The sequence below is a fragment of the Rathayibacter sp. AY1B5 genome, assembly GCF_002932795.1.
Taxonomy (GTDB): Bacteria; Actinomycetota; Actinomycetes; order Actinomycetales; family Microbacteriaceae; genus Rathayibacter.
Window position 1 is genome coordinate 16,921 of record NZ_PSWM01000021.1, and the last position, 24,977, is coordinate 41,897.

The window sequence follows — 24,977 nt, forward strand, 5'->3', positions numbered from 1 at the left end:
TCGCTCGAATCGTTCCGCGGCTCCGTGGGCTACAACACATCCTAGGCGGGCGCTATTCCGCGGGCCCGGGAGTGTGGCTCGCGTCACGGTGCTGTCGGTTCAAGAGTCCGTGAAACGACCTCTGACCAGGGGTTCACCGGAACAGAATCAGCGGCCCAGTCGGCGGAGCACCGGAGCGAGGACGGCGCGCAGCTCCGGCACCCGGAGGAACCAGAGGACCGCGAAGTAGACGAGCGCCATCACGGTGCCGATCGCCACCATCGAGAGCAGCGGCTCCACGTAGTTCGACACCGCGAAGCCGCCCGCGCGTGTCCCGCCGAGGGCGACCAGGACGCCGTAGCCGGCGGCAGCGGAGGGCACCGCGGCGAGGACGAACTGCGCGAGCCTGACGAGGATCCGCCTTCCTCCCCGGCCGCCGAGCCGGCGGCGCAGGAGGAGGGCCGCCACGAGGGCCTGCACGCAGATGCCGAGCGAGGTCGCAGCGGCGATGCCGACGGCGGTGCGGTCGGCGGGGAGGCGGAGCACGACCAGGTAGCCGGCGACCGCCACCACGACCTGCACCAGGGTGAACAGGAACGGCCGCGCTCCGTCGCTCAGGGCGTAGAACGCGCGCTGCATGATGGCGATCGAGGAGAACAGCGGCAGGGCGATCACATAGGCCATGGCGATCGCTCCGATGGCCTGCGCGTCCGCGAACGAGTCGGTGAAGACGGAGCCGAACGGCACCGCGACCACGACGATCGCGGCGGCGGCGAAGACGAGCATCATCAGCACCAGGCGGAGCGAGGTGGAGATGTCGGAGCGGAACTCCTTCATCTCCCCCCGGGCGGTGTGGCCGCTCATCTTGGTGAAGTACGCCATGGCGATCGAGATCGCGATGACCGAGTGGGGCAGCATGAAGATCAGCCACGCCTTCTGCAGCGCCGCGGCCGAGGGGCCCTCGCCGGAGGCGGTGGAGGAGACCTGGCTCTCGACGATGCCGGCGACGATGGTCAGCAGCACCGTGGCGAACGACCACAGCGACATCCGTCCGGCCGTGCCGAGGCCGACGCCCCGGAAGCGGAAGTCGGGGCGGTAGCTGAGGCCGACCCTCCGCCAGAAGAGCATCAGGAACAGCGACTGGACGACGATGCCCAGCGTCGCGCTCCCGCCGAGGAGGGTGACCATGGCCGGGGACCACGAGTCGACCGGACGGTTCCCCTCGGGATCGGCGCCGAACAGCACCATGAAGGCGACGAGCCCGGCGATCACCACGACGTTGTTGAGCACGGGCGCCCAGGTGAAGGGGCCGAACGAGCCGCGGGCGTTGAGCACCTCGCCGAGGATGGTGAAGAGGCCGTAGAAGAAGACCTGCGGCAGGCACCAGAACGCGAAGGCGACGGCCAGCCGGTACTGCTCCGGCCCGTAGCCGGGCGCATAGAGGCGCACGAGCAGGGGAGCGAGGACCGTGGCGGCGATCGTGGTCACCAGGAGCAGGCCGAGCGCCAGGGTGAGCAGGCGGTTGATGTAGCCGCGGCCGCCGTCGGCGTCGAGGCCCGCCCGCACGATCTGCGGGACGAGGACGGCGTTCAGGGCGCCGCCCGCGATGATCGAGTAGATCGTGTTGGGCAGCAGGTTCGCCGTCGTGAAGGCGTCCGCGCCCGGCGCGACAGCGGCTCCGATCGTGTTCGCCATGACGATCGACATGACGAAGCCGAGGATCCGCGAGACCATCGTGCCGGAGGCGAGGACGGCGCTCGCGCGTCCGAGGGAGAAGCTAGCCACGCGGGTCCGATCGCTGGTCGTCGAGGTCGGGCTGGACCTCGAGCACGGCGTTCGGGTCCTCCTCGTCCTCAGGGGTGTCGCCTCGACGGCGACGGCGGATGTTGCGGAGGATGCCGGCGCCGAAGACGACGACGAGCGCGATCCCGATGACCAGGGTGCCGACGGTCTCCCAGTCGGCGCGGACGCTGGTCGTCATTCCCGTCGGGGTGCCGATGGGGACGCCCTGCGCCGAGGTCAGCTGCAGGCCGAGGCTCGTCTCGCCGTTGCCGACCCGGGCCTTCACGGGGATGAGGACGCGGCCCTGCGAGCGGGCGTCGATCTCCGTGGTCTCGATCGCCTCCTCGTCGATGTCGAGGACGGCGTTGGAGGTGGAGGCCTGGATCCGCACGGCGATCGGCCAGGGGAGCTCGTTGCGGACGTACACGGGGATGCTCGAGTCGCGGGAGACCTGCAGGATGCTGCCGGTCGCGTCGATCGACACCAGCGAGAGCGTCCGGTCGGCCTCGGTCATGGCCGCGCCGACGGCGTCGCCCCAGCCGCTGCCGTCTCCGCGCCAGGTCACCGAGAGCAGCGCCAGCACGTCGTTGCGGCTCTTGCCCGACAGCAGCTCCGGCTCCTGCAGCACGGAGGAGAACGCCTCGACCTCGGAGCCGGCGTCGAGCAGGGCGCGCACGCGGTCGAGCCGCGACTCCGACTCCGGCGAGTCGACGACGCTCGCGCCCTCGGTCGCGGGGACGGCGAGGGCGGTGGAGAGGGCGACTCCGCGGGCCCAGGGCAGCGACTCGATCGCGTCGAGGGTCTCGGAGAGGCGCGCGGCGCCGATCGCGGACCCGCGGCCGAGGGTGAGCACGACGTCCGGCGCGGTCCCCTCCTCCTGCACCTCGGCGAGATCGGTGGCGATCTCGGACATGCGGGCGCGCCACTCGGTGTCGTCGGAGGCGGTGGCGGCCGCGTCGAACGCCTCGGTGAGGCGCGAGTCGGCCACGACCAGGTCCGAGTCGCCGACGGCGGCGCGCGAGGTGGTGGTCACCTCCTCCGGCAGCAGGAGCCCGGAGGAGGGGACGACCGTGCGGTTCACGCCGCTGGCCGCGTAGACACCGAGGTCCGATCCCCGGAGGGTGCCCTCGTCGGGCCACGCGACGCTGCCGAGGGAGGTGCTCCAGTCGGAGGCGAGCAGCGACTCCGTGCTCGGACGCGCCGGCAGGTCCTCGGCCGGCTGATCGGAGTCGACGGCGGCCGTCGGCGCCGGGCTCTCGGTGCCGGGGACCGCGGCGAAGCGGGTGTCGTCGATCGCGTACTCGAAGGAGGTGGGAGAGAGGAGCGTGGAGAGCCCTGCCTGCGCCTGGGCCGAGACGTCGGCGTCGGCGTACGGCAGGGCGAAGCGCTCGTTCGGCACGGACTGCAGCCGGTCGAGCCAGTCGAGGGCCGACTCCGGAGCGGCGCTGCCGAGGACGCGGATCGAGGCGAGGATGCGCGGGTCGACCCCGATCGTGACGCCCTTCCCCGCGACCGCGTCGAGCTGACGGGTGAGGGTCCCCGTGCCGTCGGTGTAGTCGGCGAGGGCCTCGGCCGAGAGCAGGCCGTCGGCCGTGTCCGGCACGGTGAGCGGGACGAGGACGCTGACGCCGGTCTCGCGCTCCGGGGCCGCCGCGTCGTCGGTCAGCTCGACGGCCGTGCGGGCGGTCGAGACGACACCGCCTGGACCGGTGACCGTGACGAGGACGGCGTGGGTGCCGAGCGCGGTGCGGTCGTTGGAGAAGGGGATCTGGTCCACCGGCACGGTGAGGCCGGCCTCGGCGGTGCTGGAGGGCAGCAGTCGCAGCTGAGCGGTCGTCCGGACCGGGTCGGTGTCGTTGTCGGCCTCGGCGTCGAGCCAGTCGTGCAGCTCCGCGCGGGTGTCGAGGGTCGCGTAGGAGAGGGCGACCGTCACGTCGGCGCTGTCGATCGCCTCCGTGGTGCCGTTGCGCACGGCGATCGAGAGCTCGAGGTCCTGGCCGGGCCGCAGGACGCCGTCGCTGCCGGCTCCCGCGGTCGTGGTGACGGTGCCGGGAGCGGGCGTCGAGGTCGCCGTCGCGACGGATCCCGGGGCCGCGAGGGCGGGGGAGGCCACGCCGGACAGGCCGAGCGCGAGGGCGGCGGCCCCTGCCGAGCGGAGCAGGAGGAGGGCCGCCCGCGAGCGGCGGGAGCGGAGGGAGGGGTCGCGCCGATGCATCGGACTCACTCGGCCTCCATGCGGGTGATTCTACGGGCAGCCCTCCTCGGGGCAGGCGGTGCGTCCGCTGTGCGCCCGGTCGGGCCGGTAACCCCCTGGCACGGTCACCGGTCGTCGAGACACCCCCCGCTACTAGGATCGTGCGAATGCACAGCGTCCAGACCGCTCTCGAGACCCTCCGCGCGCTCGCGGGGACGCCCACGGTGGCGCGGCTGGCGACGGCGTTCGCAGCGCAGGGCCACGAGCTCGCGCTGGTCGGCGGCCCGGTCCGCGACGCCTTCCTCGGCCACGGCGTGCACGACCTCGACTTCACCACCTCCGCGCGCCCCGACGACATCGTGCGGATCGTCGCTCCGATCGCCGAGGCGCACTGGGACATCGGCCGGGCGTTCGGCACGATCGGCGCCCGCGTGGCCGGCGAGACGGTCGAGATCACGACCTACCGCAGCGACAGCTACGACGGGGTGAGCCGCAAGCCCGAGGTCGAGTTCGGCGACTCGCTCGAGGGCGACCTGGTGCGGCGCGACTTCACCGTCAACGCGATGGCGCTGCGGCTCCCGGAGGTCGTCCTCGTCGATCCCTCGGGAGGAGTGGAGGACCTGCTCGCCGGCCGGCTGCGCACCCCCTCCCCCGCCGACCTCTCCTTCGGCGACGACCCGCTCCGGATGCTCCGCGGCGCGCGCTTCACCTCGCAGCTCGGCTTCCGCACCACCGACGAGGTCGAGTGGGCGATGGCCGAGCTCGCCGGCCGGATCGACGACGTCTCGGCGGAGCGCGTGCAGGAGGAGCTGCGGAAGCTCCTCGCGACCGCCTCGCCCCGCGCCGGCCTGGAGCTGCTGGTCGACACCGGTCTGGCCGGTCGCTTCCTCCCGGAGCTGCCCGCGCTGCGCCTGGAGCAGGACGAGCACCACCACCACAAGGACGTCTACACCCACAGCCTCACCGTGCTGGAGCAGGCGATCGCGCTGGAGGAGTCGCGGCACCCCGGATCCGCGCCGGACGTCGTGCTGCGGCTCGCCGCGCTCCTGCACGACATCGGCAAGCCGGCCACGCGTCGGCTCGAGCCGGTCGGAGTGGTGAGCTTCCACCACCACGACCTGGTCGGCTCCAAGCTCGCGATCAGGCGGATGCGCGCGCTGAAGTTCGACAACCAGACCACGAAGGACGTGGCCCGCCTCATCGAGCTGCACCTGCGCTTCTTCGGGTACACCGACGGCGCGTGGACCGACTCCGCGGTGCGCCGCTACGTGACCGACGCCGGGCCCCTGCTCGAGCGGCTGCACATCCTCACCCGCGCCGACGTGACCACGCGCAACCGCCGCAAGGCCGACCGGCTCGCGCACGCCTACGACGACCTCGAGGCGCGCATCGCGGAGCTCGCCGAGAAGGAGGAGCTCGCCTCCAAGCGCCCCGACCTCGACGGCACGCGGATCATGGAGATCCTCGGCCTCGCCCCGGGCCCCGAGGTGGGACAGGCGTACCGGTTCCTGCTCGAGCTGCGGCTGGAGGAGGGTCCGCTCGGCGAGGAGGTCGCGACGCAGCGGCTCCGCGAGTGGTGGGCGTCGCGCTGAGGCGCTGAGCCGGCACGGACTGCGCGCCTGCCTCGCCCGGCCCCGGAGTGGTGCGCCTCGAGCGGATCCGTCCGGCGCGTCGCGGCGGTCCTGTTGTAGTCTGTACAGGTTGTCCACGACCAGACGCACTCGCGTCCGCGGGAGTGGGCAGATGCTACATACCCTCCTGTCACGGAAATACCGTGGCCGTTCAGTCCGAAGGAGGTGGGTTAGTGACGCATCAGTACGAGATCATGGTCATCCTGGACCCCGAGATCGATGAGCGCACCGTCGCTCCGAGTCTCGACAAGTTCCTCAACGTCATCCGCACCGATGGTGGATCCATCGACAAGGTCGACGTCTGGGGCCGCCGTCGTCTGGCGTACGAGATCAACAAGAAGTCCGAGGGCATCTACGCCGTCGTCGACTTCACGTCGACCTCCGCCGCAGCGAACGAGCTCGACCGTCAGCTGAAGCTGTCCGAGGCCGTCATGCGCACCAAGGTGCTGCGGGCCGAAGAGGGCATCGCCCAGGTCGCGGCCGCCGCGAAGCTCGCCGACGAGAAGGCCGCCCGCAAGGCCGCCAAGGCCTCGGCCGCTCCCAAGGCGTAGCGCTCATGGCCGGCGAGACGATCATCACCGTGGTGGGGAACCTCACCGCCGACCCCGAGCTGCGCTACACGCAGGGCGGGCTCGCGGTCGCGAACTTCACCATCGCCTCCACGCCGCGCACCTTCGACCGTCAGGCGAACGACTGGAAGGACGGCGAAGCGCTGTTCCTCCGCGCCTCCGTCTGGCGCGAGTTCGCCGAGAACGTCGCGGGAACGCTGACCAAGGGGAGCCGCGTCATCGCGACGGGCCGCCTGAAGCAGCGCTCCTACGAGACGAAGGAAGGCGAGAAGCGCACCAGCATCGAGCTCGAGATCGACGAGATCGGGCCCTCGCTGCGCTACGCGACCGCGCAGGTCACGCGCGCCTCCGGTGGAGGCGGACGCGGCCAGGCCGGCGGCGGCCAGGGCAACGGCGGTCAGATCGGCGGCGGCCAGGGCGGCTTCGGCGGCGGCGGTCAGGGAGGCTCCGGCAACGCCGGCGGCAACCGTGGCGGTCAGGCCGAGGAGCCGTGGGCGCCGAGCGCTCCCGCCGGTGGCGACGTGTGGAGCACGCCGGGCAGCTACAACGACGAGACGCCGTTCTGAGCCCCGGCTCGGACGCTCTCCTCACCTGAATCACGCCTCCCCCGCACCGCGATCGCTCGCGGCGGGGCAGGGGCGAACCAGAATCTAAGGAAACCACTATGGCTGGAAAGAGCAGCGGCGACCGCCGCAAGCCGATCCGCGGCAAGGGCGCGAAGAACGCGGCCCCCGCGAAGTCGGTCCGCGTGGGTGTCATCGACTACAAGGACGTCGCGACCCTCCGCAAGTTCATCTCGGAGCGCGGGAAGATCCGCGCCCGTCGTATCACCGGCGTCTCCGTTCAGGAGCAGCGCCTCATCGCCCGTGCCGTCAAGAACGCCCGCGAGATGGCGCTCCTGCCCTACGCCGGCAGCGGAAGGTAGGTAACGGTATGTCCAAGGTCATCCTGACCCACGAGGTCGACGGACTCGGCTCGGCCGGCGACGTCGTCGACGTGAAGAACGGGTTCGCCCGCAACTACCTCATCCCGCAGGGCTTCGGCGTCGCGTGGACCCGCGGTGGCGAGAAGCAGGTCGAGCAGATCAAGTCGGCGCGAGCCGCTCGTGAGCACAAGACCATCGAAGAGGCCCAGCACACCAAGCAGGTCCTCGAGGCCAACCGCGTGAAGCTGACGGTCAAGGCCGGCAAGGACGGCCGCCTGTTCGGCTCGGTGAAGACCTCCGACATCGCGGACGCGGTGGCGGCGGCCGGATTCGGCGAGCTCGACAAGCGCAAGATCGTCATCTCGAACGCGATCAAGCACGTCGGCGAGCACGAGGCCGTGGTGCGTCTGCGCGACGACATCCAGGCCACCGTGAAGCTGCAGGTGGTCGCGGCCAAGTAAGGCCGCGAGAACGCCGCGGAGGGCGGTGCGACGGGACTTCCGAGTCCCCTCGCACCGCCCTTCGTCGTTCCCGTTCTCCACAGCTCCATCCACATACACCCTCCGGCGGGACCAACCTTCACTGTGGTCTTGAGACTCTTTTCCCCACACACCTGTGGAAAGCGGGAAATGCCTGGTCAGCGGTCGGAAAAAACTTGCCGATAGCCTCTGTTCCCACAGGGTTGTCCACATGTTGCCCACAGTGGGCCCGGCGTTTCCCCTCGGTTCTGCACAGCTCCCTCCACAGGGCGGTTTGCGTGCCCCGGGCGCCGGTCCGTAGGGTGGCGCAGCGCCCCGCGAGGGGTGCGGGCAGGCGCCCGTGCGCCGCTGTCGGAGGTCGCTGGTAGACCGGATCCCGACACCGGCTCGACCGGACGCGCAGCACCCGACAGGAGGAGGCGAAGGCATGACGATCGCGCACCTGGCGGTACCCGGCTCGGACGGACGGGACGGTCGCGGAGACCGCGGCGAGTCGCGCGGGAACGAGCGGACCCCTCCGCACGACCTCCTCGCCGAGCAGTCGGCGCTGGGCGGCATGCTGCTCTCGAAGGACGCGGTCGCCGATGTCGTCGAGAGCGTCAAGGGCACCGACTTCTACATCCCCAAGCACGAGATCGTCTTCGACGCGATCCTCGCCCTCTACTCGCACGGCGAGCCGACCGACGTCATCGCGGTCACCGACGAGCTCACGAAGCAGGGCGAGCTGCAGCGGGCCGGCGGCGCCGACTACCTGCACACGCTCACCTCGATGGTCCCCACCGCGGCCAACGCCGGGTACTACGCCTCCATCGTCGCCGAGCGCGCTCTGCTGCGCCGCCTCGTCGAGGCGGGCACCCGCATCGCGCAGATGGGCTACCAGGGCGAGGGCGAGGTGCTCGACCTGGTCAACACGGCGCAGGCCGAGATCTACAACGTCACCGGCTCCGAGACGGCGGAGGACTACGTCCCGCTGACCGACGCGGTGACCGTCGCGATCGACGAGATCGAGGCGGCCGCTCACAAGGACGGCAGCTTCACCGGCGTCCCCACCGGCTTCGCCGACCTCGACGACCTGACCAACGGCTTCCACGCCGGGCAGATGATCATCGTCGCCGCGCGCCCCGCGCTCGGAAAGTCGACGCTGGCGCTCGACTTCGCCCGCGCCGCCGCGATCAAGCACAACATGGCCACGATCTTCTTCTCCCTCGAGATGGGGCGCAGCGAGATCGCGATGCGCCTCCTCTCGGCCGAGGCGTCCGTGCCGCTGCAGCACATGCGCAAGGGCACGGTCGACCAGCGCGACTGGACGACCATCGCCTCGACCCGCGGCCGGATCAACGACGCGCCGCTCTACATCGACGACTCGCCCAACATGACCCTCGTCGAGATCCGGGCGAAGTGCCGCCGGCTCAAGCAGCGGGTCGGGCTCAAGATGGTCGTCATCGACTACCTGCAGCTGATGACCTCCGGCAAGAAGGTCGAGAGCCGCCAGCAGGAGGTCTCGGAGTTCTCGCGTGCCCTCAAGCTCCTCGCGAAGGAGCTGCAGGTGCCGGTCATCGCGCTCTCGCAGCTGAACCGAGGCCCCGAGCAGCGCGCCGACAAGCTCCCCGCCATCTCGGACCTCCGCGAGTCCGGCTCGATCGAGCAGGACGCCGACATGGTGATCCTCCTGCACCGCGAGAGCGCCTACGAGAAGGACAACCCGCGCGCGGGCGAGGCCGACCTCATCGTCGCCAAGCACCGCAACGGCCCGACCCGCACGGTGACCGTGGGCTTCCACGGCCACTTCTCGCGCTTCGCCGACATCCCGGCGGTCTGACGTGTGCTACCGACAGGGGCGAATCCCGGTCATGATCTTCCCAATTTGACCTACTCAGTGCGAGGTGGATGCAAGGGCACCGAGGCAAGACCGAACTGCAGCTGGAACCGTACTGTTCAGCGTTCCGTGCAATAGCATCGATGACGGCAGACTGCTTCCGATCGCGTCCGAATACAATCGGCGTCGGATCGATCTCGGCCACTCCCCACACTTGCCGGTGAGCCAATTGCCGAAGCGCTCTCCTTGCATCGAAATTGTCGGCGCTCCTCAGCGGGAATGCCATCATCGGACACCCCGCCTCACCGGAACAGCAGGTGAACGCCAGCCGCGCCGTGCTCTGAACGGATCCGAACCGGTTGTCGAGAATCCGAGATGTCGCGTCACTCGATCAATAGGTCAAGGGCGCTCCTGGCAACATCGATGAACTTCGATCGATAGAGCTCCAGTGGGTCACCGGGTTGTTCGGATACGCCCAGGGCAACCACGGAATAGACGGCACCGTCGCTCCCCACGGCAACCAGCGTGACCGCCACGACGCCCGGCGAGCTTCCGATCTTCTCCGAGAGTGTCACCAACCCGCGTTCTACAAACGGCGAAGAAGACGCGATCTCGGGTGACCGGAGGATCTGCGACATGCGCGGATCGTCGCGTCCCAGCTCCACGACCGCCCGGTGCGCATTCGCCACGTCTTCAGCGTTCGCGAACCAATCGATGTCGCGTGGCCAGAACGGCGCGCGCTCGATCCATGCCGGGTCCACTGTCAGCGGCTGACTGCTCAACTTCTCAAGAATGCCATGGCGAGCCGCGCTGGATGCCTCGTTCCAGTCGTTCGCGAGCGACGTGTCGCCGCCGAGCGTCAACTGGAACATTTTCCTCGTCGTCGGGAACGGTTCGAGGAGGTCAGGTTGGTGATGCCCGAGATCGCGCACCGCGGCCGACAACCGCTGGGCTCCGACAGCGTCCATGAGAACGTCGGCTGCTGTGTTGTCGCTGATCTGCATCATCAAACGTGAGAGCTCGAACACGCTAATTTCTGTTCCGTCCGGCTCGAGGTGCAGCCGACCGGTTGGGAGACTCTTCTTCCCATCGTCGATAATGAGCACGTCCTCCCAGGAGAGATCCCCTTCTTTGATCGCTTCCACTACAGCTGCCAGAACGTACAGCTTCATCACCGATCCAACCGGACGGAGAACGTCGTGCGCCCGCTCGTGAACCGACTCCGTGTGCGACCCGCGTGTCACCTGCATGAGCAGTGATGACGCAGGAACGAGCGCTTCGAGACGAGCCGCTGCTTCGGCAAAGGATGCAATCGATGGTGATGCAGTGGCAACCGCCGCGTTCACGACGAGCGCTCTGAGCTCTCCGTTCGCGTTCGCGGTGATCTGCAGATCGAGGAGAATGCCAAGCCGATTGCGGACGACAGCAAGAGCTCCCGCGGGTCGAAGTTCGAAGGACTTCACCGTGTATGGGCCCAGAGGCCGAAGGCTCGAATTCACCATGGTGACCAGATGCGCGGTGGACTCCGAGTCGAACGCACCCGCGTCCGATTTCGACTCGACAGCCTCAGTGGTCAAGTCCTCCTCTGCGTTCAGCCGTTCGACCGCCCACAGCATCAGATCTTGGGTCCGGAGTTCCTCAGCGGTCAGGTCTGTGCCCGCTGTCGGAACAGTTTCTGCCAGATTCAGGCTGCATCCGACCAGCACCGAGCACAGGAGGAGCGGAACGGCGAGCTTGCGCCAGTAGGCGTGATCCGTGCGGACTGCGCGCCGGACGCAACCACCCGTGCTCGGCGCCTCACGCCTTTGCCGCGGCCTGGCCGACCGGAGGAATCGCAGCATCACAACACCTCCGATCGCCGAGCGGCATCGTCGTCTCCGAGGATCGATGGAGAGTCGTCCTCGTCACTCGCAGAACCGGGCGAAGCGGAGGACGGGACGAGCTTCATCGTCGCGATCCCGACGGTTGCGATCATGATGATCCCGAAACTCCACAGCCCGATGCTGAGGATGATCCCGACGTGCAATGCGACCGCCATAATGAACGCGATCCGTCGACCGAAGTCAATGGTCACAACGAGAATTCCGATGCAGATCTCTGCGACGATGACACCCCAGGTGATGACGGCTAAGAGGAGTGGGACTGACGTCGCCCAGTGCAGCACACCTGCGATGAGGCCGCTTGCGCCGAACATGTACCCGCGAGAGATGTAGTACTCGGCCGATCCGTTGGACCAGTCATCGACGTTGAACTTCTCAAATGCACTATTGAGATAGATCAAGGTCACCTGGAGTCGCAGGGCATAGATCCCAGCGAGTGCAACACCTCGACCGACTGGTCCGACGGGCCGGCGCTCCTTGGACCATGCCCATCTCCGATCATCCGCAGCCATGATGAAGATGATGATCACCGAGACGATCGCGGCCACAGAATCGCCGCCATCGGGCAATGAGATTCCGGTGGAGATGGAGATGGCGATCCAGGCATGAACGAACGCCATCACCCTCGGCAGGAACCCGACGAGCACGAGGCCCAGCAAAACAATCATGACGATGACCCGCACGATCGAGGGCACCTCTGGACCACCGATGCAGAAGGCGGAGATGATCCGCGCCCCAGCACAGTAAGGCGCCGGTTCGGCTCCTCCGACCGTTTGCATCAGTGCGCTGAACGGCGTGAAAACGAGGATGGAGATCTGGGCGGCCGCCAGAGCGCCGCGGCCGAGCGTGAAGGCACGCTGCCGAACCTCCAACGATTGCAAGGCGATCTGGAGCCGTAGCGCTGGCCCGGGTCGCTCGTGCATCAGCACACCGCGTCCACGGTCGTGAAGGTCTCGATGGAGTGCATGGGGAGATCGAATTCTCGGTATTCGAAGGGCGTGAACGTCTCTGTGGTCAGAATGATCGGGCCGCAAAGCGTACGGTGAGCGAGGTTCACGGTGATCTTCTGTGGCTGCAATGAACTAGCCTCGGCGAGGCAGTGTTCGCGGGTCTGGCCAGTTTCACACTCGTGCCACTGCCCGACGGCTTCGGAGAGCTGTGCGAGCTCGGGCCCCTGCGCCCGCTGCGCCCTGCTGAGGCCGAAGAGATTCTCCACCCGCCCTTGAGGTGCAAGCATCAACGACGCCATCGTCTCCGCGTCATATGCGGCGATCTCAGTCGCCTGTGGTGCGTTCGTGAAGAACCCCCACCCCTGTGGGGAGACCGTTGTGAATGCCAGCTGCAGGTTCTTGTGCACGTCCGACTCACTTGACAGGACATTGGGCGGGAGCACGAAGTACACGCTTGCCCCGATCCAAACAGCGAGCACGGCCAAGGCTGCCCCGAAGAACCAGACAGCCTTGTCCGCGATCACTCCCCTCTCCCTCGAGCGCGGAGGCAGCCTCACCTACTTGCCGAGAGCCGCAGCGAACTGGGCCGCGCGCTTCTCATGCGAGATCGGGCTCTGCTCAGTGCTCGTCCCCCAGAAATCGATGGTGTTCCAGACCCATCGCACGTTCCCCGCCGCGGCGACCGTCGCCACGGCCGCTCCGGCGACAGCAGCCACGACGACGACGAAGACGATCGATCGCGCCGAGACGAACTCCTCCTTGTCGGGCACGTTGAGCCCCATGACCTCCGCTACGCCGTAGGAGATCTCGGAGAAGTTCTCGAGAGCAACGTCGACGAGACGAGGATCACCGGACTGCAGCGGCACGGTAACGAGCTCGTTGAAGTTCGGTTCGACACCCATGAACAGGGCGTACATCTCGTCTCGTGCTTCGACGGTGACGCTATCCACTTCCGGCGCATACGGCGAGAGTGCCTTGTGGTCCTCGTAGACCGGACCCGAGCCGAGCACCAGGAAGCTGATGATGTCGTGGTCCGTGTACGACGTCGTCGTCGCCGCCTCGTGCTGTGCAACAAGGCTCGCGCCGGAGGGCGCCGCAACCGCAGGCAGGTTCCCCGCGAGTACCAACGCTGCCGCACACAGCACCGAGACAGCCGACTTCATCCTGATAGCCAATGTTCCCCCAAGAGTGATGGCCTCGAGCGCCAGGGACGGGCTCGTGGACCAGTGGAGCGGAGGCGAGTTGCCAGCGCCACATCGCGAGCTGCACTTCGCAGACTCGTCGAATCAAACCAAACATGTACGGTGCTTTGTTTCTAGGCGCGAAAATTGGCGCGACGACCGACGGCGCGAACGACGAGATACAACCGTGCGTGTATGTTTGGTTCATGGTCTTCGGAGTGCTCGTCCTCGTGTTCGCTGCTGCTGCCGTCGTCGCAGCCGTCGAATGCGCCGCCCGAGGGCGACTCGGCCCGAACAACCTGGTCGGGATCAGAGCAGCCTCGGTCATGGCTTCCGATGAAGCCTGGCAGCGGGGCCATCAGGCAGCCCGACCCTGCGTGTGGATCGGCGCATTCTTGGCAGTCACGGGGGGCTCGCTCAGCCTCGTGGTCGACCCCACGCACTCGAACGCGTTCGTGCTCGCAGGCCTGTCGGCGTTTCTGATCTTCGTGCTGCTCGGAAGCGCGATCGCCGTGCGCGCGGCACGCCAGGTCCCCCCGCCGGGCGTCGACGACGACCGGCGAGAAACGCCCCTCCCCTAGCGTCCAGCACGATGCACTCCGGGAGAGCACCATCCCTGTCGATCCGGTGACACCTTGGCTGATCTACGGCACGGGCTCGGTTGCAGCGGAACTCGCGATGCAGGCAAGGCGCCGGGGCATGCCGTTCCTCCTCGCCGGGCGCGACGGCGCGAGTCTCGACATGCTGGCTGACCGGTACGGCGTCGCGAGGATGCAGCTCGACCTCCGGCAGCGTGCGAGCTCCCTGACGCAACACCTCGACGGCGTCAGCGGGGTGCTCAACGCAGCCGGACCATAGTCCTCCACCGCGCAGCCGCTCATGGAGGCCAGCGCGGAAGGTTGCGTCTCCTACGCTGACCTGTCGAATGAGGGCCGCACACACGAGTACGCGTGGAAACGGGATGCCCACTGGCGAGAATGCGGCATCGCCGTGGTACCCGGCGCGGGGTTCGGCACGTATCTGGCCGAAGTGCTCGCCGAGCATGCGCTCCGAACGATAGACCAGCCGCAGAAGGTCAGCCTGACGAGCCTCGCGAGTGGCAGGACTTCGAAGTCACCAGGCGTCACAGCTTCGTCGCAGGCAGTTCTCGCTTCAGGAAGCTGGCGCTTCCGGTCCGGGACGCTGGTCAGGCTGAGAGGTGGAAGAGCAGTTGAGACCTCTGAGACGAGCTCTCACCTGACACTGCACACCGGCGACCTGTTCGCTCTGCGGAGGACGACGGCGGCGACCGACATCCAGGTGTTCGCCGAGCTCGGGTTGCCTCGCGGCCAGCTCCTCCTGCTACTCCCGCTCCTGCGAGTGCTGTCTTCGCTGCACCCAGTTCGCCCTCTCAGGCTTCCATCACATCGGCGAACGCGGCCTCGGATGCTCACGTCGACCGCGAACACCATCATCAAGTCTCGTCTCCGAGTCACCGTGGAAGGCAGCGCCGGCGATCGTGCATCGTTCGTTCTGACTGCTGGGTCTGGAACAGCCTTTGCGGCTGCGATCTGCCTGGAAGTACCGGCAGCCCTCGCAGCCGAGGCACGGTCCGGGTGCATGACGCCGCTCGAGATCCTGGGATCGAATCCGGCGAGACACCTTCCAGGCGTGCACATATCACCAGACCGATCAGAAGATCCGAAGGGACGAGATGCACCACTTTGATGGGCGGCCTTTAAAGGAGATACTCGGCAAGGAGTCCGGCCGATACTTCGGTTCGGGTCATCGACACATCAGGCATACCGTCAGCCAGGTGGCCGAACACGTCGACGGTGACAGGATCCGACTTTCGGCGGTTAAGCAGGCGATCTATCCGCCCCGCTGGTCGCTGGACGCGGCAGGAGATCCCCGCGAGGTGCATCTCAGTTCTATCGATGCGATCAGCCTGGCGCTGAAGACCATCAGCCTGTGTGAGAACACGAATCGCGGCGCTTGGTGGGAAGGGCCGTTCGATGTCACAGGGTTCTCAGTCGTCGCCGGACGTGTGGCGACGACTGATGTGGGCTCTGTCACCATCGGCATCACGACCGATCACGGCGGACCGCTCGTCAGCACCAAGTCATTGCGGGCTCGTATCGGCGGACTGAACGTCGACTTGGAGTGCGCCCCGAGCCGAGCCCGACCGGGCGCAGCCGAGGCGGCACCCGGCCTCACCCATGCGGCAGCAGGCGACTCGATCCAGATGTCGTCCCACGTCGATCGCGTGGACCTCGTCGATGGACACCTCGAGACGTCCCATTCCGTCACATCATCCCAGGCAGGGTACTCAGCCGCCCCGCCCCGCCTTGACGCCGTCGATGAACTCGTCATGTTCGGTCAGTTGGCGCAAGTCCTCATCGACGCCGTCAATGACACCAGCCGCTCCGCTGTACCGAACCTCTGGCTCAGGCGCGCCTCCGTCTCTCGGACGCCCGCTCCGTCCGGCGGCCAGGCTTGATTCTCCGCTCGCACGTCCGTGCGCAGGAACGCCGAGGTCGTCATCGGCGGCCGAACCCTCCGCGACGTGAGGTTGGTCTCGACATCCGAGCACGGTGCGAGCGCCAGCGCGGCGTTCGGCTACTCAGCGTGAACCCTCCCGAACGGGGACCAGACGGCAGAGACGCTGAACCATGGGCCGATAGAGTGGCTTTGGGATCAGTCGGAGGTGCGCGTGGCACAACAGGAACGCGGGATCGCCACACGAGAGGCGATTGTTCTCGGTGGGGCGAAGGTGTTTGCGCGCCTGCACTACTCGACCGCTCGCGTCGCCGATATCCTAGAAGCAGCATCCGTCACGCAGGGTGGTTTCTACTTTCATTTCCGCAGGGGCAAGATCGAGGTGGCGGAGGAGATCATCCGCCGCCAGGACCAGGGCTTCATCCTCCTCCGGGATTCGATTCTGGAGTCGGGCGACGACGGCCTCGCTTCACTGCTCACGCTGTCCCGGTCCCTCGCGAGAGCAGTGCAGCACGATCCAACGGCGCAAGCAGGCCTGCGTCTCGTCGCACAAGCCTCATCTGAATTCCCCGGCGTTGCGAAGTTGCCGGATCCAGTCTGGCTCGACGCGATAGCGTTGTTTCTCGAACAGGCACGAGCTGAAGGCAATCTTCGCGCCGAGGTCGATATCCCGACTGCCGCTCGAGCCGTCGTCTATATGTTCACCGGCGCGCAGACGAGCTCGTTCGTCTCGAACGGTTGGCGACACCTGGAGGCGAGCCTCGAGGCGACACATTGGTTCTCCATGCAAGCGCTCGCCACGCCGGAGTACCTGGCGACCACGAAGAACGCCCTCTAGTGCTTCGCCCGCAGGCATGCATGCGAAACAGCCGCACCGACATCGCCCTGACGCCTCGCTTGTTGCGGCTTTTCCGGCAGCCAGCCCGTTCGAGCAGGCCGCGCAGGGCGGCAGCTCCGACGCCGACCGCGACGCCGAGGAAGGCTTCGTGGAGACTGAACCCGAAGTCTGTGCCAACCCGACCTCGTATGGCCGCCGGGCACTTCCTGCGCGGCGAGGGGCCACCGAATGACCCCATCGAGGCCTCAGATCCGCGGAATCACGCGGGCATGTTCGGAGCGACACGTTGTGCTGGAAACTGCGGCGACACTTACGTGGGAAACCCGCTGATCCAGGGGGCCTGCGGCGACATTTCGCGGGCGCGTTCACAGACGTGAAGGGCGCCGCTGCCGTCCCCGAGCCCGTCGACGTCCCGCTGGGCGGCGGGTCGATCCGCCTGGGCCAGTTCCTCAAGTTCGCGGGGATCCTCTCGGGCGGCGAGGCCAAGGAGGCGGTCGCCGAGGGGATGGTGACCGTCAACGGCGAAGTCGATCTGCGCCGCGGGCGCCAGCTCGTCGTCGGCGACGTCGTCGGGTTCGACCGGAACCGCTTCCGCGTCTGCGAGTGAGCGCGGCCGCGCCTCGACGGGTGCGATCGGCCGAGACACCGCGGAACGGATGAGACGCCGCTCAGAGGCGGGCGCGTCGGCGTGTTGAGCGGTGGCTCGGCGCACACTGGCTCCTGGACATCCCGGGACGACAGGAGACGCGCGTGCAGCTCGGCATTCACTTCATGAACTTCACTCTGCCCGGGGGGAGCGCGCAGATCGCGCCGATCCTCGGAGCGACCGCGCGGACGGCCGAGGACGTCGGCTGCGCCTGGTTCACCCTGATGGACCACTACTTCCAGATGGAGCACTTCGCGACCAGCGAGGATCCGATGCTCGAGGGATACACCTCGCTCGGCTTCGTCGCCGGGCGGACGGAGAAGATGCGGCTCGGGCTCCTCGTCACCGGCGTGACGTACCGCCACCCGGGACTGCTCGCGAAGATCGTCACCACTCTCGACGTGCTCTCGGGCGGGCGCGCGATGCTCGGCATCGGCGCGGCCTGGTACGAGCGCGAGCACCTCGGGCTCGGCGTGCCGTACCCGCCGCTGAAGGAGCGGTTCGAGCGGCTCGAGGAGACGCTGCGGATCTGCCGTCAGATGTGGAGCGACGACGACGGGCCGTTCGAGGGGACGCACTACCGGCTCGCCGAGACGCTGAACCACCCGGCTCCGATCCAGCAGCCCGGCCCGCCGATCCTCATCGGCGGCGGGGGCGAGAAGAAGACGCTGCGGCTGGTCGCGCAGTACGGCGACGCCTGCAACCTGTTCGGCACCGGCGCGGACGACGTGGCGCACAAGCTGGACGTGCTCAAGCGGCACTGCGACGACCTCGGGCGCGACTACGCGACGATCACGAAGACCATCACGGGGGGCGGCGATCCGATCGGCGACCCCGACGGCTTCGTCCGCGCGATGGAGGAGTACGCGGCGCTGGGGATCGACCACGTGCAGCTGGCGCCGGCCGGGCCGGATCCGGAGGGGTACGTCGCCCGGCTGGGCGAGGGCGTGATCGAGCGGGTGGCGGCTCTCGGCTGAGCGGTGCCGGACGGCGCGGCGGCGCGGGTCGCCCGACGAGGTCCGCGGCGGAGGCCGCGTCGGCTCCGGTCGACCGTGTCCGCGCCGGTCCGCCGGCACCGGGCGCTGCTGGCCGGGGTCGGCTCCGGTCCGCCGTCACCGGGGCGAGGACTCCGGCGGCGGGGGTGTCGCGGAGCGGAGGACACCGTCGGCGGATCCTGCCCCCCGTCAGGGTCGCGGCGTAGACGCGGGCGAGAAGCGCGACCTACGGTTCGAGCCTCCCACCTCGGGTTATTGAGCTCACGCTGACGTGGGCAGATCGCTGGCCTCATGCCGCACGTGTCCTCTCGCACCTCGCTCCGCCGTCATCGGCAGAACCGCAGAAGAGGGGCGATCGGGACGGGTGTCGTCCTCGCCGTCGTCGGCGCCGCGCTCTTCGCCGGCGTCTCGGCGCAGGCGGCCACTGCTCCCGACCTCGGCACGGCGGAGGACTACTCGGTCCTGGCCGCGTCGACCGTGACGAACACGGGGTCGAGCGTCCTCGACCAGAACGTCGGGGTCAGCCCGCTGACCGCCGTCACCGGGTTCCCGCCCGGGCGGACGGACGGAGTGATCCACCGCGGAGACGCGGAGGCGGCGCAGGCCCAGGCCGACGTGGGCACCGCCTACGGACAGCTCGCCTCGCAGGCGACGACCGCGCAGATCGGCGCCGAGATCGGCGGCCGGACGCTGAAGCCCGGGGTCTACACCGCGGCCGGACCGGTCGGAGTGACGGGGACGCTCACGCTCGACGCCGAGGGCGTCAACGAGGCGGTCTTCCTGATCCGCGCCGCGTCGACGCTGACGACGGCGTCGTCGAGCTCGGTGGCCCTGATCAACGGGGCGCAGGCCTGCAACGTCTACTGGCAGATCGGCAGCTCCGCGACTCTGGGCACCGACTCGGACTTCGTGGGCTCCGTGCTCGCCTCGGTCTCGGTCACGGTGACGACGGGCGTCTCCGTCGAGGGCCGCGCACTGGCCCGCACGGGGGCGGTCACGCTCGACTCCGACGACTTCACCGAGCCGGGCTGCGAGCCCTCCGACGGTGGACCGTCGCCGACGGCGACGCCGACTGTGACCCCGACGGTCACGCCCACGGTGACCCCGACGGTGACTCCGACGGTGACTCCGACTGCGACGCCGACTGTGACTCCGACGGTGACGCCGACTGTGACGCCGACTGTGACGCCGACTGTGACGCCGACGGTGACGCCCACGGTCACGCCGACGGTCACGCCGACTGTGACCCCCACGATCACGCCGACCGTGACCCCCACGATCACGCCGACGGTCACGCCGACGGTGACCCCGACGGTCACGCCGACGGTGACCCCGACGGTCACGCCGACTGTGACCCCGACCGTCGCCCCCACGGTCACTCCGACCGTGACTCCGACTGTCACCCCCACGGTCACTCCGACCGTGACTCCGACTGTCACCCCCACGGTCACTCCGACCGTGACCCCGACTGTCACTCCGACGGTGACTCCGAGTGTCACTCCGACTGTGACCCCCACGATCACGCCGACGGTGACCCCCACGGTCACGCCGACTGTCGCCCCCACGGTCACTCCGACGGTGACTCCGACGGTCACGCCGACGGTCACGCCCACGGTGACTCCGACAGTGGCGCCGACCGTGACTCCGACGGTGACTCCCACGGTCACGCCGACCGTCACTCCCACTGCCACCGCGAGCCCGACCGCGACGCCCACGCCGACCGCGACCACAGCGCCGCGCCCGGCACCCTCGCACGCAGCGATCGTTCCCGCCGCCGGCTCGAACGGACCCCGCGGACCGGCCCTGGCCTCGACCGGAGTCGATTCCGCAGCGACGGCGACCGCCGGAGTGCTCGGTCTGCTCGCCCTGGTCGGCGGCGGCCTGATGCTCCTCACCCTCCGACGCCGCGGTGAGCGCACCGGCAGCTGATCCCGGATGACCACCGGCAGCTGATCACCGCCAGGCCGTGCGCCGGAATCCCGAGGGGTCCGGCGCACGTCTGCGCCCACGACTCCGCTCCGCTCGTCTAACGGGCGTCTCTCGGATGCCCGCCCGACCTGCTCCTCCGTCGCTCCGCCGCTCCGCTCCGTCGCTCCGTCGCTCCGCCGCTCCGCTCCGTCGCTCGAACCACCGAGACGCCCCGGTGACGGCGGTGTCTCGGGTCACAGGGTGGCGTCTCGGCGGAGCCCGCCCGCGAGAACGCAGGAGTTGTCGTACTCGGCGTCGAGTGCGACAACTTCTGAGGACTCGCGGCGGGCGGGCGGCGGGCGCCGTCAGCCGGAGGACTCCCGCGGCACGAAGCGGACGGGCATGGCCTGCACGCCGGTGGTCGGGCGGCCGTGGATCGCGTTCGAGAGCTCCTCCGCGGCGGCGCGGCCGAGCGTGTCGAGCATCATGTCGATGCTCGAGAGCGGGGGGCGGGCGGCCTCGACGAGGAGGTCCCAGTTGTCGAAGCCGACGACGGCGACGTCCTGCGGCACGCGCCGGCCGGTCTCGCGCAGATGGTCGAGGGTGCCGCGGGCGATCTGGTCGCTCGCGCAGATGATCGCGTCGAGGTCCGGATGCGCGCGCAGCAGCGTCTCGGCGCACTGGCGGCCCCAGCTCTCGGACCACTGCCCGAAGAGGACGCCGCCGCCGACCAGCGGGAGCCCCGCCTCCGTCAGCGCCTGCTCGACGCCCCCGGCGCGGTCGTGCGCGGCGGTGTAGCTCGGCTCGCCGTTGACGAGCGCGATCCTGGTCCGTCCGCGCTCGATCAGGTGGCGGGCGGCGAGGACGCCGGCCTGCACGTTGTCGGGCGTGAAGGAGGAGTCGCGGGGATCCTCCGAGGGCGCGTAGGCGTAGACGACCGGCACCGGGATGGTGCGCGTGATCGAGGGGCGGGGGTTCGTCGTCCGGCCGAGCACCACGATCCCGTCGACGCGCTTGGCGAGCAGGTTCTTGATGTGGTGCTGCTCGCGGATCGAGTCGCCGCGGGCGTCGCAGAGCAGCACCGACGTCGACCCGGCGCCGAACGCGTCCTCGGCGCCGAGCAGCACGGGGAGCACGAAGCGGTTGTCGAGGTCGTTGGTGAGCATCCCGATGGTGCCCGTGCGCCGGGAGTTGAGGGCCTGCGCGAACGGGTTCGGGGTGAAGGAGAGGGCCTCGGCGGCGTCGAGCACGCGCTGGCGGGTCTCGGCGCGCACCTGGTCGCGGCCGTTGAGCGCCTTCGAGGCGGTGGCGATCGAGACGCCGGCGGCGGCCGCCACGTCGGTGAGCGTGATGGTGCCGGTGGGCTTTCGTGGTGACACCGGTCCTCCGTTCCGGGCCCGACGGGCCGCCGCGTCGATCCTCGCACGACTCCGCGGAAAAACCGAAAAGACCGAAAAGGTGGCTTCTCTTGACGGAACGCCCCACTCTGCCTAGGTTTACCCGACAGAAAGTAGTTTCGGCCCGGCGCAGACGATCGGGACGACTGCCGAGGAATCCGTCAACGACGAAGGGATCATCCGTGAAGACGAGGAAGCACGCTCGGGGCCTCGCCGCCGCCGTCCTGCTGGGAACGGCCGCCGCCGCACTGACCGGCTGCGCGAGCGGCACAGGGGGCGACTCCGGCTCCGCCGCGGGAGGCAGCTACACGTTCTGGGATCCGTACCCCCAGTTCGACGAGACGTCCGACTGGGCGAAGCTCATCGACTCCTGCGGGACCGAGGCCGGCGTCACCGTCGAGCGCACCGGCTACGACACCACCGACCTGACCAACAAGGCGCTGCTCGCGGGCCAGCAGGGCAACTCGCCCGACCTCCTGCTCGTCGACAACCCGGTGGTCTCGACGCTCGCCGAATCGGGGATCCTGACCACCACCGCCGAGAACGGACTCTCCACCGACGGCATCGATGCGAACATCCTCGCCGCCGGTCAGACCGGCAGCGACACCTTCGGAGTGCCGATCGGCGCCAACACGCTCGCGCTGTACTACAACAAGGCCGTCCTCGAGAAGGCCGGCGTGGACGTCGCCTCGATCACCGACTGGGCGAGCCTGACCGACGCGCTCGAGAAGGTCACCGCGTCCGGAGGCAAGGGCATCACGTTCTCGGGCATCGGCACGGAGGAGGGGACCTTCCAGTTCCTGCCCTGGTTCTGGGGCTCGGGGGCCGACCTGACGCAGCTCGACTCGTCCGACGCCGTCGACGCCGTCTCGCTCTGGAAGGACTGGCTCGACAAGGGCTACGCGCCCAACTCCGTGATCGGCAACACGCAGACCACGAGCTGGCAGGAGTTCGAGACCGGCGAGTACGCGTTCGGCGAGAACGGCACCTGGCAGCTGGCCAACGCGAAGGCGTCGGGCATCGACTACGGCGTCCTGACCATCCCGTCGAAGGACGGCGGAGCGGCCCCCGCACCGACCGGAGGCGAGTTCCTCACCCTTCCGATGCAGTCGGACACGGCGCGCTACGAGACCTCGAAGAAGATCGCCGAGTGCCTGACCTCCACGGAGAGCCTGGTCACGACCGACAACACGCTCTCGTACATCGCGCCGACGGCCGAGGCGCAGCAGGAGCAGGTCGCCGGCAACGCCGACCTCGAGCCGTGGGTCACCGCCGTGCAGGCCGCGAAGGGCCGCACCTCGGACGACCTCGGGACGAAGTACCCGAAGATCTCGGAGCAGCTGTGGGGCGCGGTGCAGACCGTGCTCAGCGGCTCGCAGTCGCCCGAGGACGCCCTGAAGGCCGCCCAGTCGGCCGCCGAATCCGCCACGAAGTAGGACGACCGGGGGCTCCTGCTCCCCGAACGAGGTCCGCCCGGCCGGTGCTCCGCGCACCGGCCGGGCGGACGGGAGAGACCATGACCACTGCCACCGAGACCGCCCGCCTCCTGCGGCGCGGCACCGAGCCGCCGGCCCCGCCCGCCCCGGCCGCCGAGAGCCGCCGGCGCCGCTGGCGCCCCGAGGGCGGCCGCCTCGTCGCCTGGGCGTTCCTCGCTCCGCTCGTCGCCTACCTGCTCGTCTTCTACGCGTTCCCGCTCTACCGCAACCTCGAGCTGAGCCTGAAGGACTACACGGTCCGCTCGTTCGTGCAGGGGAACGCGCCCTTCGTCTGGTTCGACAACTACGTCCAGGTGTTCCAGGACGCGACCTTCGGCCCGGCGCTGCTGCACACCGCGGTGTTCACCGGCGTCTCGCTCGTCTTCCAGTTCACGCTGGGGCTGGCGCTCGCCGTGTTCTTCTACCGCCGCTTCCCGCTCGCGAGCACGCTCCGGGCGCTGTTCCTGGTGCCGTGGCTGCTGCCGCTGATCGTGTCGGCGTCGACCTGGTCGTGGATGCTGAACAGCGACTCCGGCATCGTCAACGCGTTCCTGGAGTCGTTCGGGATCGGGCAGATCAACTGGCTCACCTCGCCGAGCACCTCGCTGATCGCGGTCCTGATCGCGAACATCTGGATCGGCATCCCGTTCAACCTGGTGATCCTCTACTCCGGCCTGCAGAACATCTCGCAGGACCTCTACGAGGCGGCCTCGCTCGACGGCGCGACCGGCGCCCAGCAGTTCTGGCGGATCACGCTGCCGCTTCTGCGCCCGGTGTCGGCGATCACGATCCTGCTCGGCCTCGTCTACACGCTGAAGGTGTTCGACATCATCTGGATCATGACGAAGGGCGGCCCCGCCGACTCCTCGACCACGCTCGCCACCTGGACCTACCAGCTCGGCTTCGGCTCGATGCTGCCCGACTTCGGACCGGCCGCGGCGGTCGGCAACCTGCTGATCATCCTGGCCCTCGTCTTCGGTCTCGTGTACATCCGCGTCCAGCGGAAGCAGGCCGACTCGTGACCGCGCGCCGCCCCTGGTACCTGACGGTGGTCGGGATCGCCCTCACGGCGATCATGCTGTTCCCCGTCTACTGGATGATCAACGTCTCCCTCACCCAGACCGGCTCGATGCGGAAGGATCCGCCGGACTGGTTCCCCTTCTCGCCCACGTTCACCGGCTACCAGGCGGTGCTGAGCGAGCAGCTGCCCTACCTCGGCACCAGCCTCGTCGTCGGCCTCGGCACGGTGCTGCTGACCGTCGCCATCGCCGCCCCCGCCGCCTACTCGCTGGCGAAGCTGCGGCCCCGCGGCGGGCAGGCCCTCTCGTTCGTGCTCCTGATCGCGCAGATGATCCCGGCGATCATCATGGCGATGGGCTTCTACGCCATCTACCTCAACCTCGGGCTGCTCAACTCGATCCCGGGCCTGATCGTGGCCGACTCCACCATCGCGGTGCCGTTCGGCGTGCTGATCTTCACGGCGTTCATGTCGGGGATCCCCGACGAGCTCACCCAGGCGGCCCGGATGGACGGAGCGAGCGCCTGGCGCACCTTCACCTCGGTGATCATGCCGATCAGCCGCAACTCCGTGGTCACCGTCTCGCTGTTCGCGTTCCTCTGGGCCTGGTCGGACTTCATCTTCGCCTCGACGCTCGACAGCGGCGGGAAGCTCCAGCCGATCACCCTCGGCATCTACAAGTACATCGGCAACAACAACCAGGAGTGGAACTCGATCATGGCGACCGCCGTGGTCGCCTCGCTCCCGGCCGCCGTCCTCCTCGTCGTCGCCCAGCGGTACGTCTCGGCGGGAGTCACCGCCGGCGCCGTCAAGGACTGACCCGTCCCTCCAAGGAG

The 24,977-nt window shown here is 68.7% G+C and carries 23 protein-coding genes; 16 read left to right on the top strand and 7 right to left on the bottom strand.

Annotated features, from left to right (window positions below):
• Window positions 1–147 precede the first annotated feature (147 nt).
• Entirely contained in the window at window positions 148–1,764 is a 1,617-nt protein-coding gene (gene murJ / locus C5D44_RS12980) for a murein biosynthesis integral membrane protein MurJ (protein WP_258067979.1), read from the bottom strand.
• Window positions 1,757–3,976 carry a DUF6049 family protein gene (locus C5D44_RS12985; protein WP_104281885.1) on the bottom strand — a complete coding sequence of 740 codons (2,220 nt, stop codon included), beginning with the start codon at window positions 3,974–3,976 and terminating at the stop codon, window positions 1,757–1,759. Before C5D44_RS12985 ends, murJ begins: the two co-directional genes overlap by 8 nt.
• 146 nt (window positions 3,977–4,122) lie before the next feature.
• On the opposite strand from C5D44_RS12985, the gene C5D44_RS12990 reads away from it, so the two are divergent.
• The 6 genes from C5D44_RS12990 to dnaB all read left to right on the top strand — a co-directional run bounded on the left by C5D44_RS12990 (window position 4,123) and on the right by dnaB (window position 9,378).
• Window positions 4,123–5,547 carry a CCA tRNA nucleotidyltransferase gene (locus C5D44_RS12990; protein ID WP_104281886.1) on the top strand — a complete coding sequence of 475 codons (1,425 nt, stop codon included), beginning with the start codon at window positions 4,123–4,125 and terminating at the stop codon, window positions 5,545–5,547.
• 212 nt (window positions 5,548–5,759) lie between these two features.
• On the top strand, window positions 5,760–6,137 hold the full coding sequence (gene rpsF, locus C5D44_RS12995; RefSeq protein ID WP_068207796.1) for a 30S ribosomal protein S6: 378 nt from the start codon (window positions 5,760–5,762) through the stop codon (window positions 6,135–6,137).
• A gap of 5 nt (window positions 6,138–6,142) precedes the next feature.
• Window positions 6,143–6,721: a single-stranded DNA-binding protein gene (locus C5D44_RS13000; RefSeq protein WP_104222691.1), complete on the top strand. Its 579-nt coding sequence runs from the start codon at window positions 6,143–6,145 to the stop codon at window positions 6,719–6,721.
• Window positions 6,722–6,819: 98 nt separating this feature from the next.
• The gene (gene rpsR / locus C5D44_RS13005) at window positions 6,820–7,080 is read left to right on the top strand and encodes a 30S ribosomal protein S18 (RefSeq protein WP_055784551.1); all 261 of its coding nucleotides are present in this window, start codon (window positions 6,820–6,822) and stop codon (window positions 7,078–7,080) included.
• Between the two features lie 8 nt (window positions 7,081–7,088).
• Window positions 7,089–7,541: a 50S ribosomal protein L9 gene (rplI, locus tag C5D44_RS13010; protein ID WP_104275472.1), complete on the top strand. Its 453-nt coding sequence runs from the start codon at window positions 7,089–7,091 to the stop codon at window positions 7,539–7,541.
• A 445-nt stretch (window positions 7,542–7,986) separates the two neighbouring features.
• A complete protein-coding gene (dnaB, locus tag C5D44_RS13015; protein ID WP_104225797.1) occupies window positions 7,987–9,378 on the top strand; it encodes a replicative DNA helicase in 1,392 nt (463 codons plus the stop codon).
• A gap of 380 nt (window positions 9,379–9,758) precedes the next feature.
• Here dnaB and C5D44_RS13020 read toward each other — a convergent pair whose 3' ends face one another.
• From C5D44_RS13020 to C5D44_RS13035, 4 genes are all read right to left on the bottom strand, one after another.
• Window positions 9,759–11,081 carry a serine hydrolase gene (locus C5D44_RS13020; RefSeq protein WP_181118505.1) on the bottom strand — a complete coding sequence of 441 codons (1,323 nt, stop codon included), beginning with the start codon at window positions 11,079–11,081 and terminating at the stop codon, window positions 9,759–9,761.
• Window positions 11,082–11,215: 134 nt separating this feature from the next.
• On the bottom strand, window positions 11,216–12,178 hold the full coding sequence (locus C5D44_RS13025) for a sporulation-delaying protein SdpB family protein (protein WP_258067984.1): 963 nt from the start codon (window positions 12,176–12,178) through the stop codon (window positions 11,216–11,218).
• A complete protein-coding gene (locus tag C5D44_RS13030; protein ID WP_181065488.1) occupies window positions 12,178–12,729 on the bottom strand; it encodes an SdpA family antimicrobial peptide system protein in 552 nt (183 codons plus the stop codon). The genes C5D44_RS13025 and C5D44_RS13030 overlap by 1 nt, the downstream gene beginning before the upstream one ends.
• 33 nt (window positions 12,730–12,762) lie before the next feature.
• On the bottom strand, window positions 12,763–13,368 hold the full coding sequence (locus C5D44_RS13035; protein WP_104281889.1) for a hypothetical protein: 606 nt from the start codon (window positions 13,366–13,368) through the stop codon (window positions 12,763–12,765).
• Window positions 13,369–13,502: 134 nt separating this feature from the next.
• Between C5D44_RS13035 and C5D44_RS13040 the strand changes: the two genes are divergently transcribed.
• The 7 genes from C5D44_RS13040 (at window position 13,503) to C5D44_RS18335 (ending at window position 20,272) form a co-directional block, all read left to right on the top strand.
• Window positions 13,503–13,967: an SdpI family protein gene (locus C5D44_RS13040; protein WP_104281890.1), complete on the top strand. Its 465-nt coding sequence runs from the start codon at window positions 13,503–13,505 to the stop codon at window positions 13,965–13,967.
• Window positions 13,968–14,085: 118 nt separating this feature from the next.
• Window positions 14,086–14,244 (top strand): hypothetical protein, encoded by a 159-nt coding sequence (locus C5D44_RS13045; RefSeq protein WP_181118506.1) that lies wholly within the window; start codon window positions 14,086–14,088, stop codon window positions 14,242–14,244.
• A gap of 835 nt (window positions 14,245–15,079) precedes the next feature.
• A complete protein-coding gene (locus tag C5D44_RS13050) occupies window positions 15,080–15,865 on the top strand; it encodes an AvrD family protein (protein WP_104281892.1) in 786 nt (261 codons plus the stop codon).
• A 213-nt stretch (window positions 15,866–16,078) separates the two neighbouring features.
• Window positions 16,079–16,702, top strand: a complete 624-nt coding sequence (locus C5D44_RS13055) for a TetR family transcriptional regulator (protein ID WP_104266558.1) — start codon at window positions 16,079–16,081, stop codon at window positions 16,700–16,702.
• Between the two features lie 373 nt (window positions 16,703–17,075).
• Window positions 17,076–17,309 (top strand): RNA-binding S4 domain-containing protein, encoded by a 234-nt coding sequence (locus C5D44_RS13060; RefSeq protein WP_104281893.1) that lies wholly within the window; start codon window positions 17,076–17,078, stop codon window positions 17,307–17,309.
• A gap of 143 nt (window positions 17,310–17,452) precedes the next feature.
• Window positions 17,453–18,325: an LLM class F420-dependent oxidoreductase gene (locus C5D44_RS13065; RefSeq protein WP_181118507.1), complete on the top strand. Its 873-nt coding sequence runs from the start codon at window positions 17,453–17,455 to the stop codon at window positions 18,323–18,325.
• A 318-nt stretch (window positions 18,326–18,643) separates the two neighbouring features.
• Complete coding sequence (locus tag C5D44_RS18335) at window positions 18,644–20,272, top strand: ice-binding family protein (protein WP_258067980.1); 1,629 nt, start codon at window positions 18,644–18,646, stop codon at window positions 20,270–20,272.
• Between the two features lie 344 nt (window positions 20,273–20,616).
• Here C5D44_RS18335 and C5D44_RS13075 read toward each other — a convergent pair whose 3' ends face one another.
• Window positions 20,617–21,630, bottom strand: coding sequence for a LacI family DNA-binding transcriptional regulator (locus C5D44_RS13075; RefSeq protein ID WP_104281895.1), 1,014 nt, complete (start codon window positions 21,628–21,630; stop codon window positions 20,617–20,619).
• A 200-nt stretch (window positions 21,631–21,830) separates the two neighbouring features.
• On the opposite strand from C5D44_RS13075, the gene C5D44_RS13080 reads away from it, so the two are divergent.
• From C5D44_RS13080 to C5D44_RS13090, 3 genes are all read left to right on the top strand, one after another.
• Complete coding sequence (locus C5D44_RS13080; protein ID WP_104281896.1) at window positions 21,831–23,084, top strand: extracellular solute-binding protein; 1,254 nt, start codon at window positions 21,831–21,833, stop codon at window positions 23,082–23,084.
• Between the two features lie 80 nt (window positions 23,085–23,164).
• The gene (locus C5D44_RS13085) at window positions 23,165–24,145 is read left to right on the top strand and encodes a carbohydrate ABC transporter permease (RefSeq protein ID WP_104275462.1); all 981 of its coding nucleotides are present in this window, start codon (window positions 23,165–23,167) and stop codon (window positions 24,143–24,145) included.
• On the top strand, window positions 24,142–24,960 hold the full coding sequence (locus tag C5D44_RS13090; RefSeq protein WP_104275461.1) for a carbohydrate ABC transporter permease: 819 nt from the start codon (window positions 24,142–24,144) through the stop codon (window positions 24,958–24,960). The genes C5D44_RS13085 and C5D44_RS13090 overlap by 4 nt, the downstream gene beginning before the upstream one ends.
• Window positions 24,961–24,977: the final 17 nt, after the last annotated feature.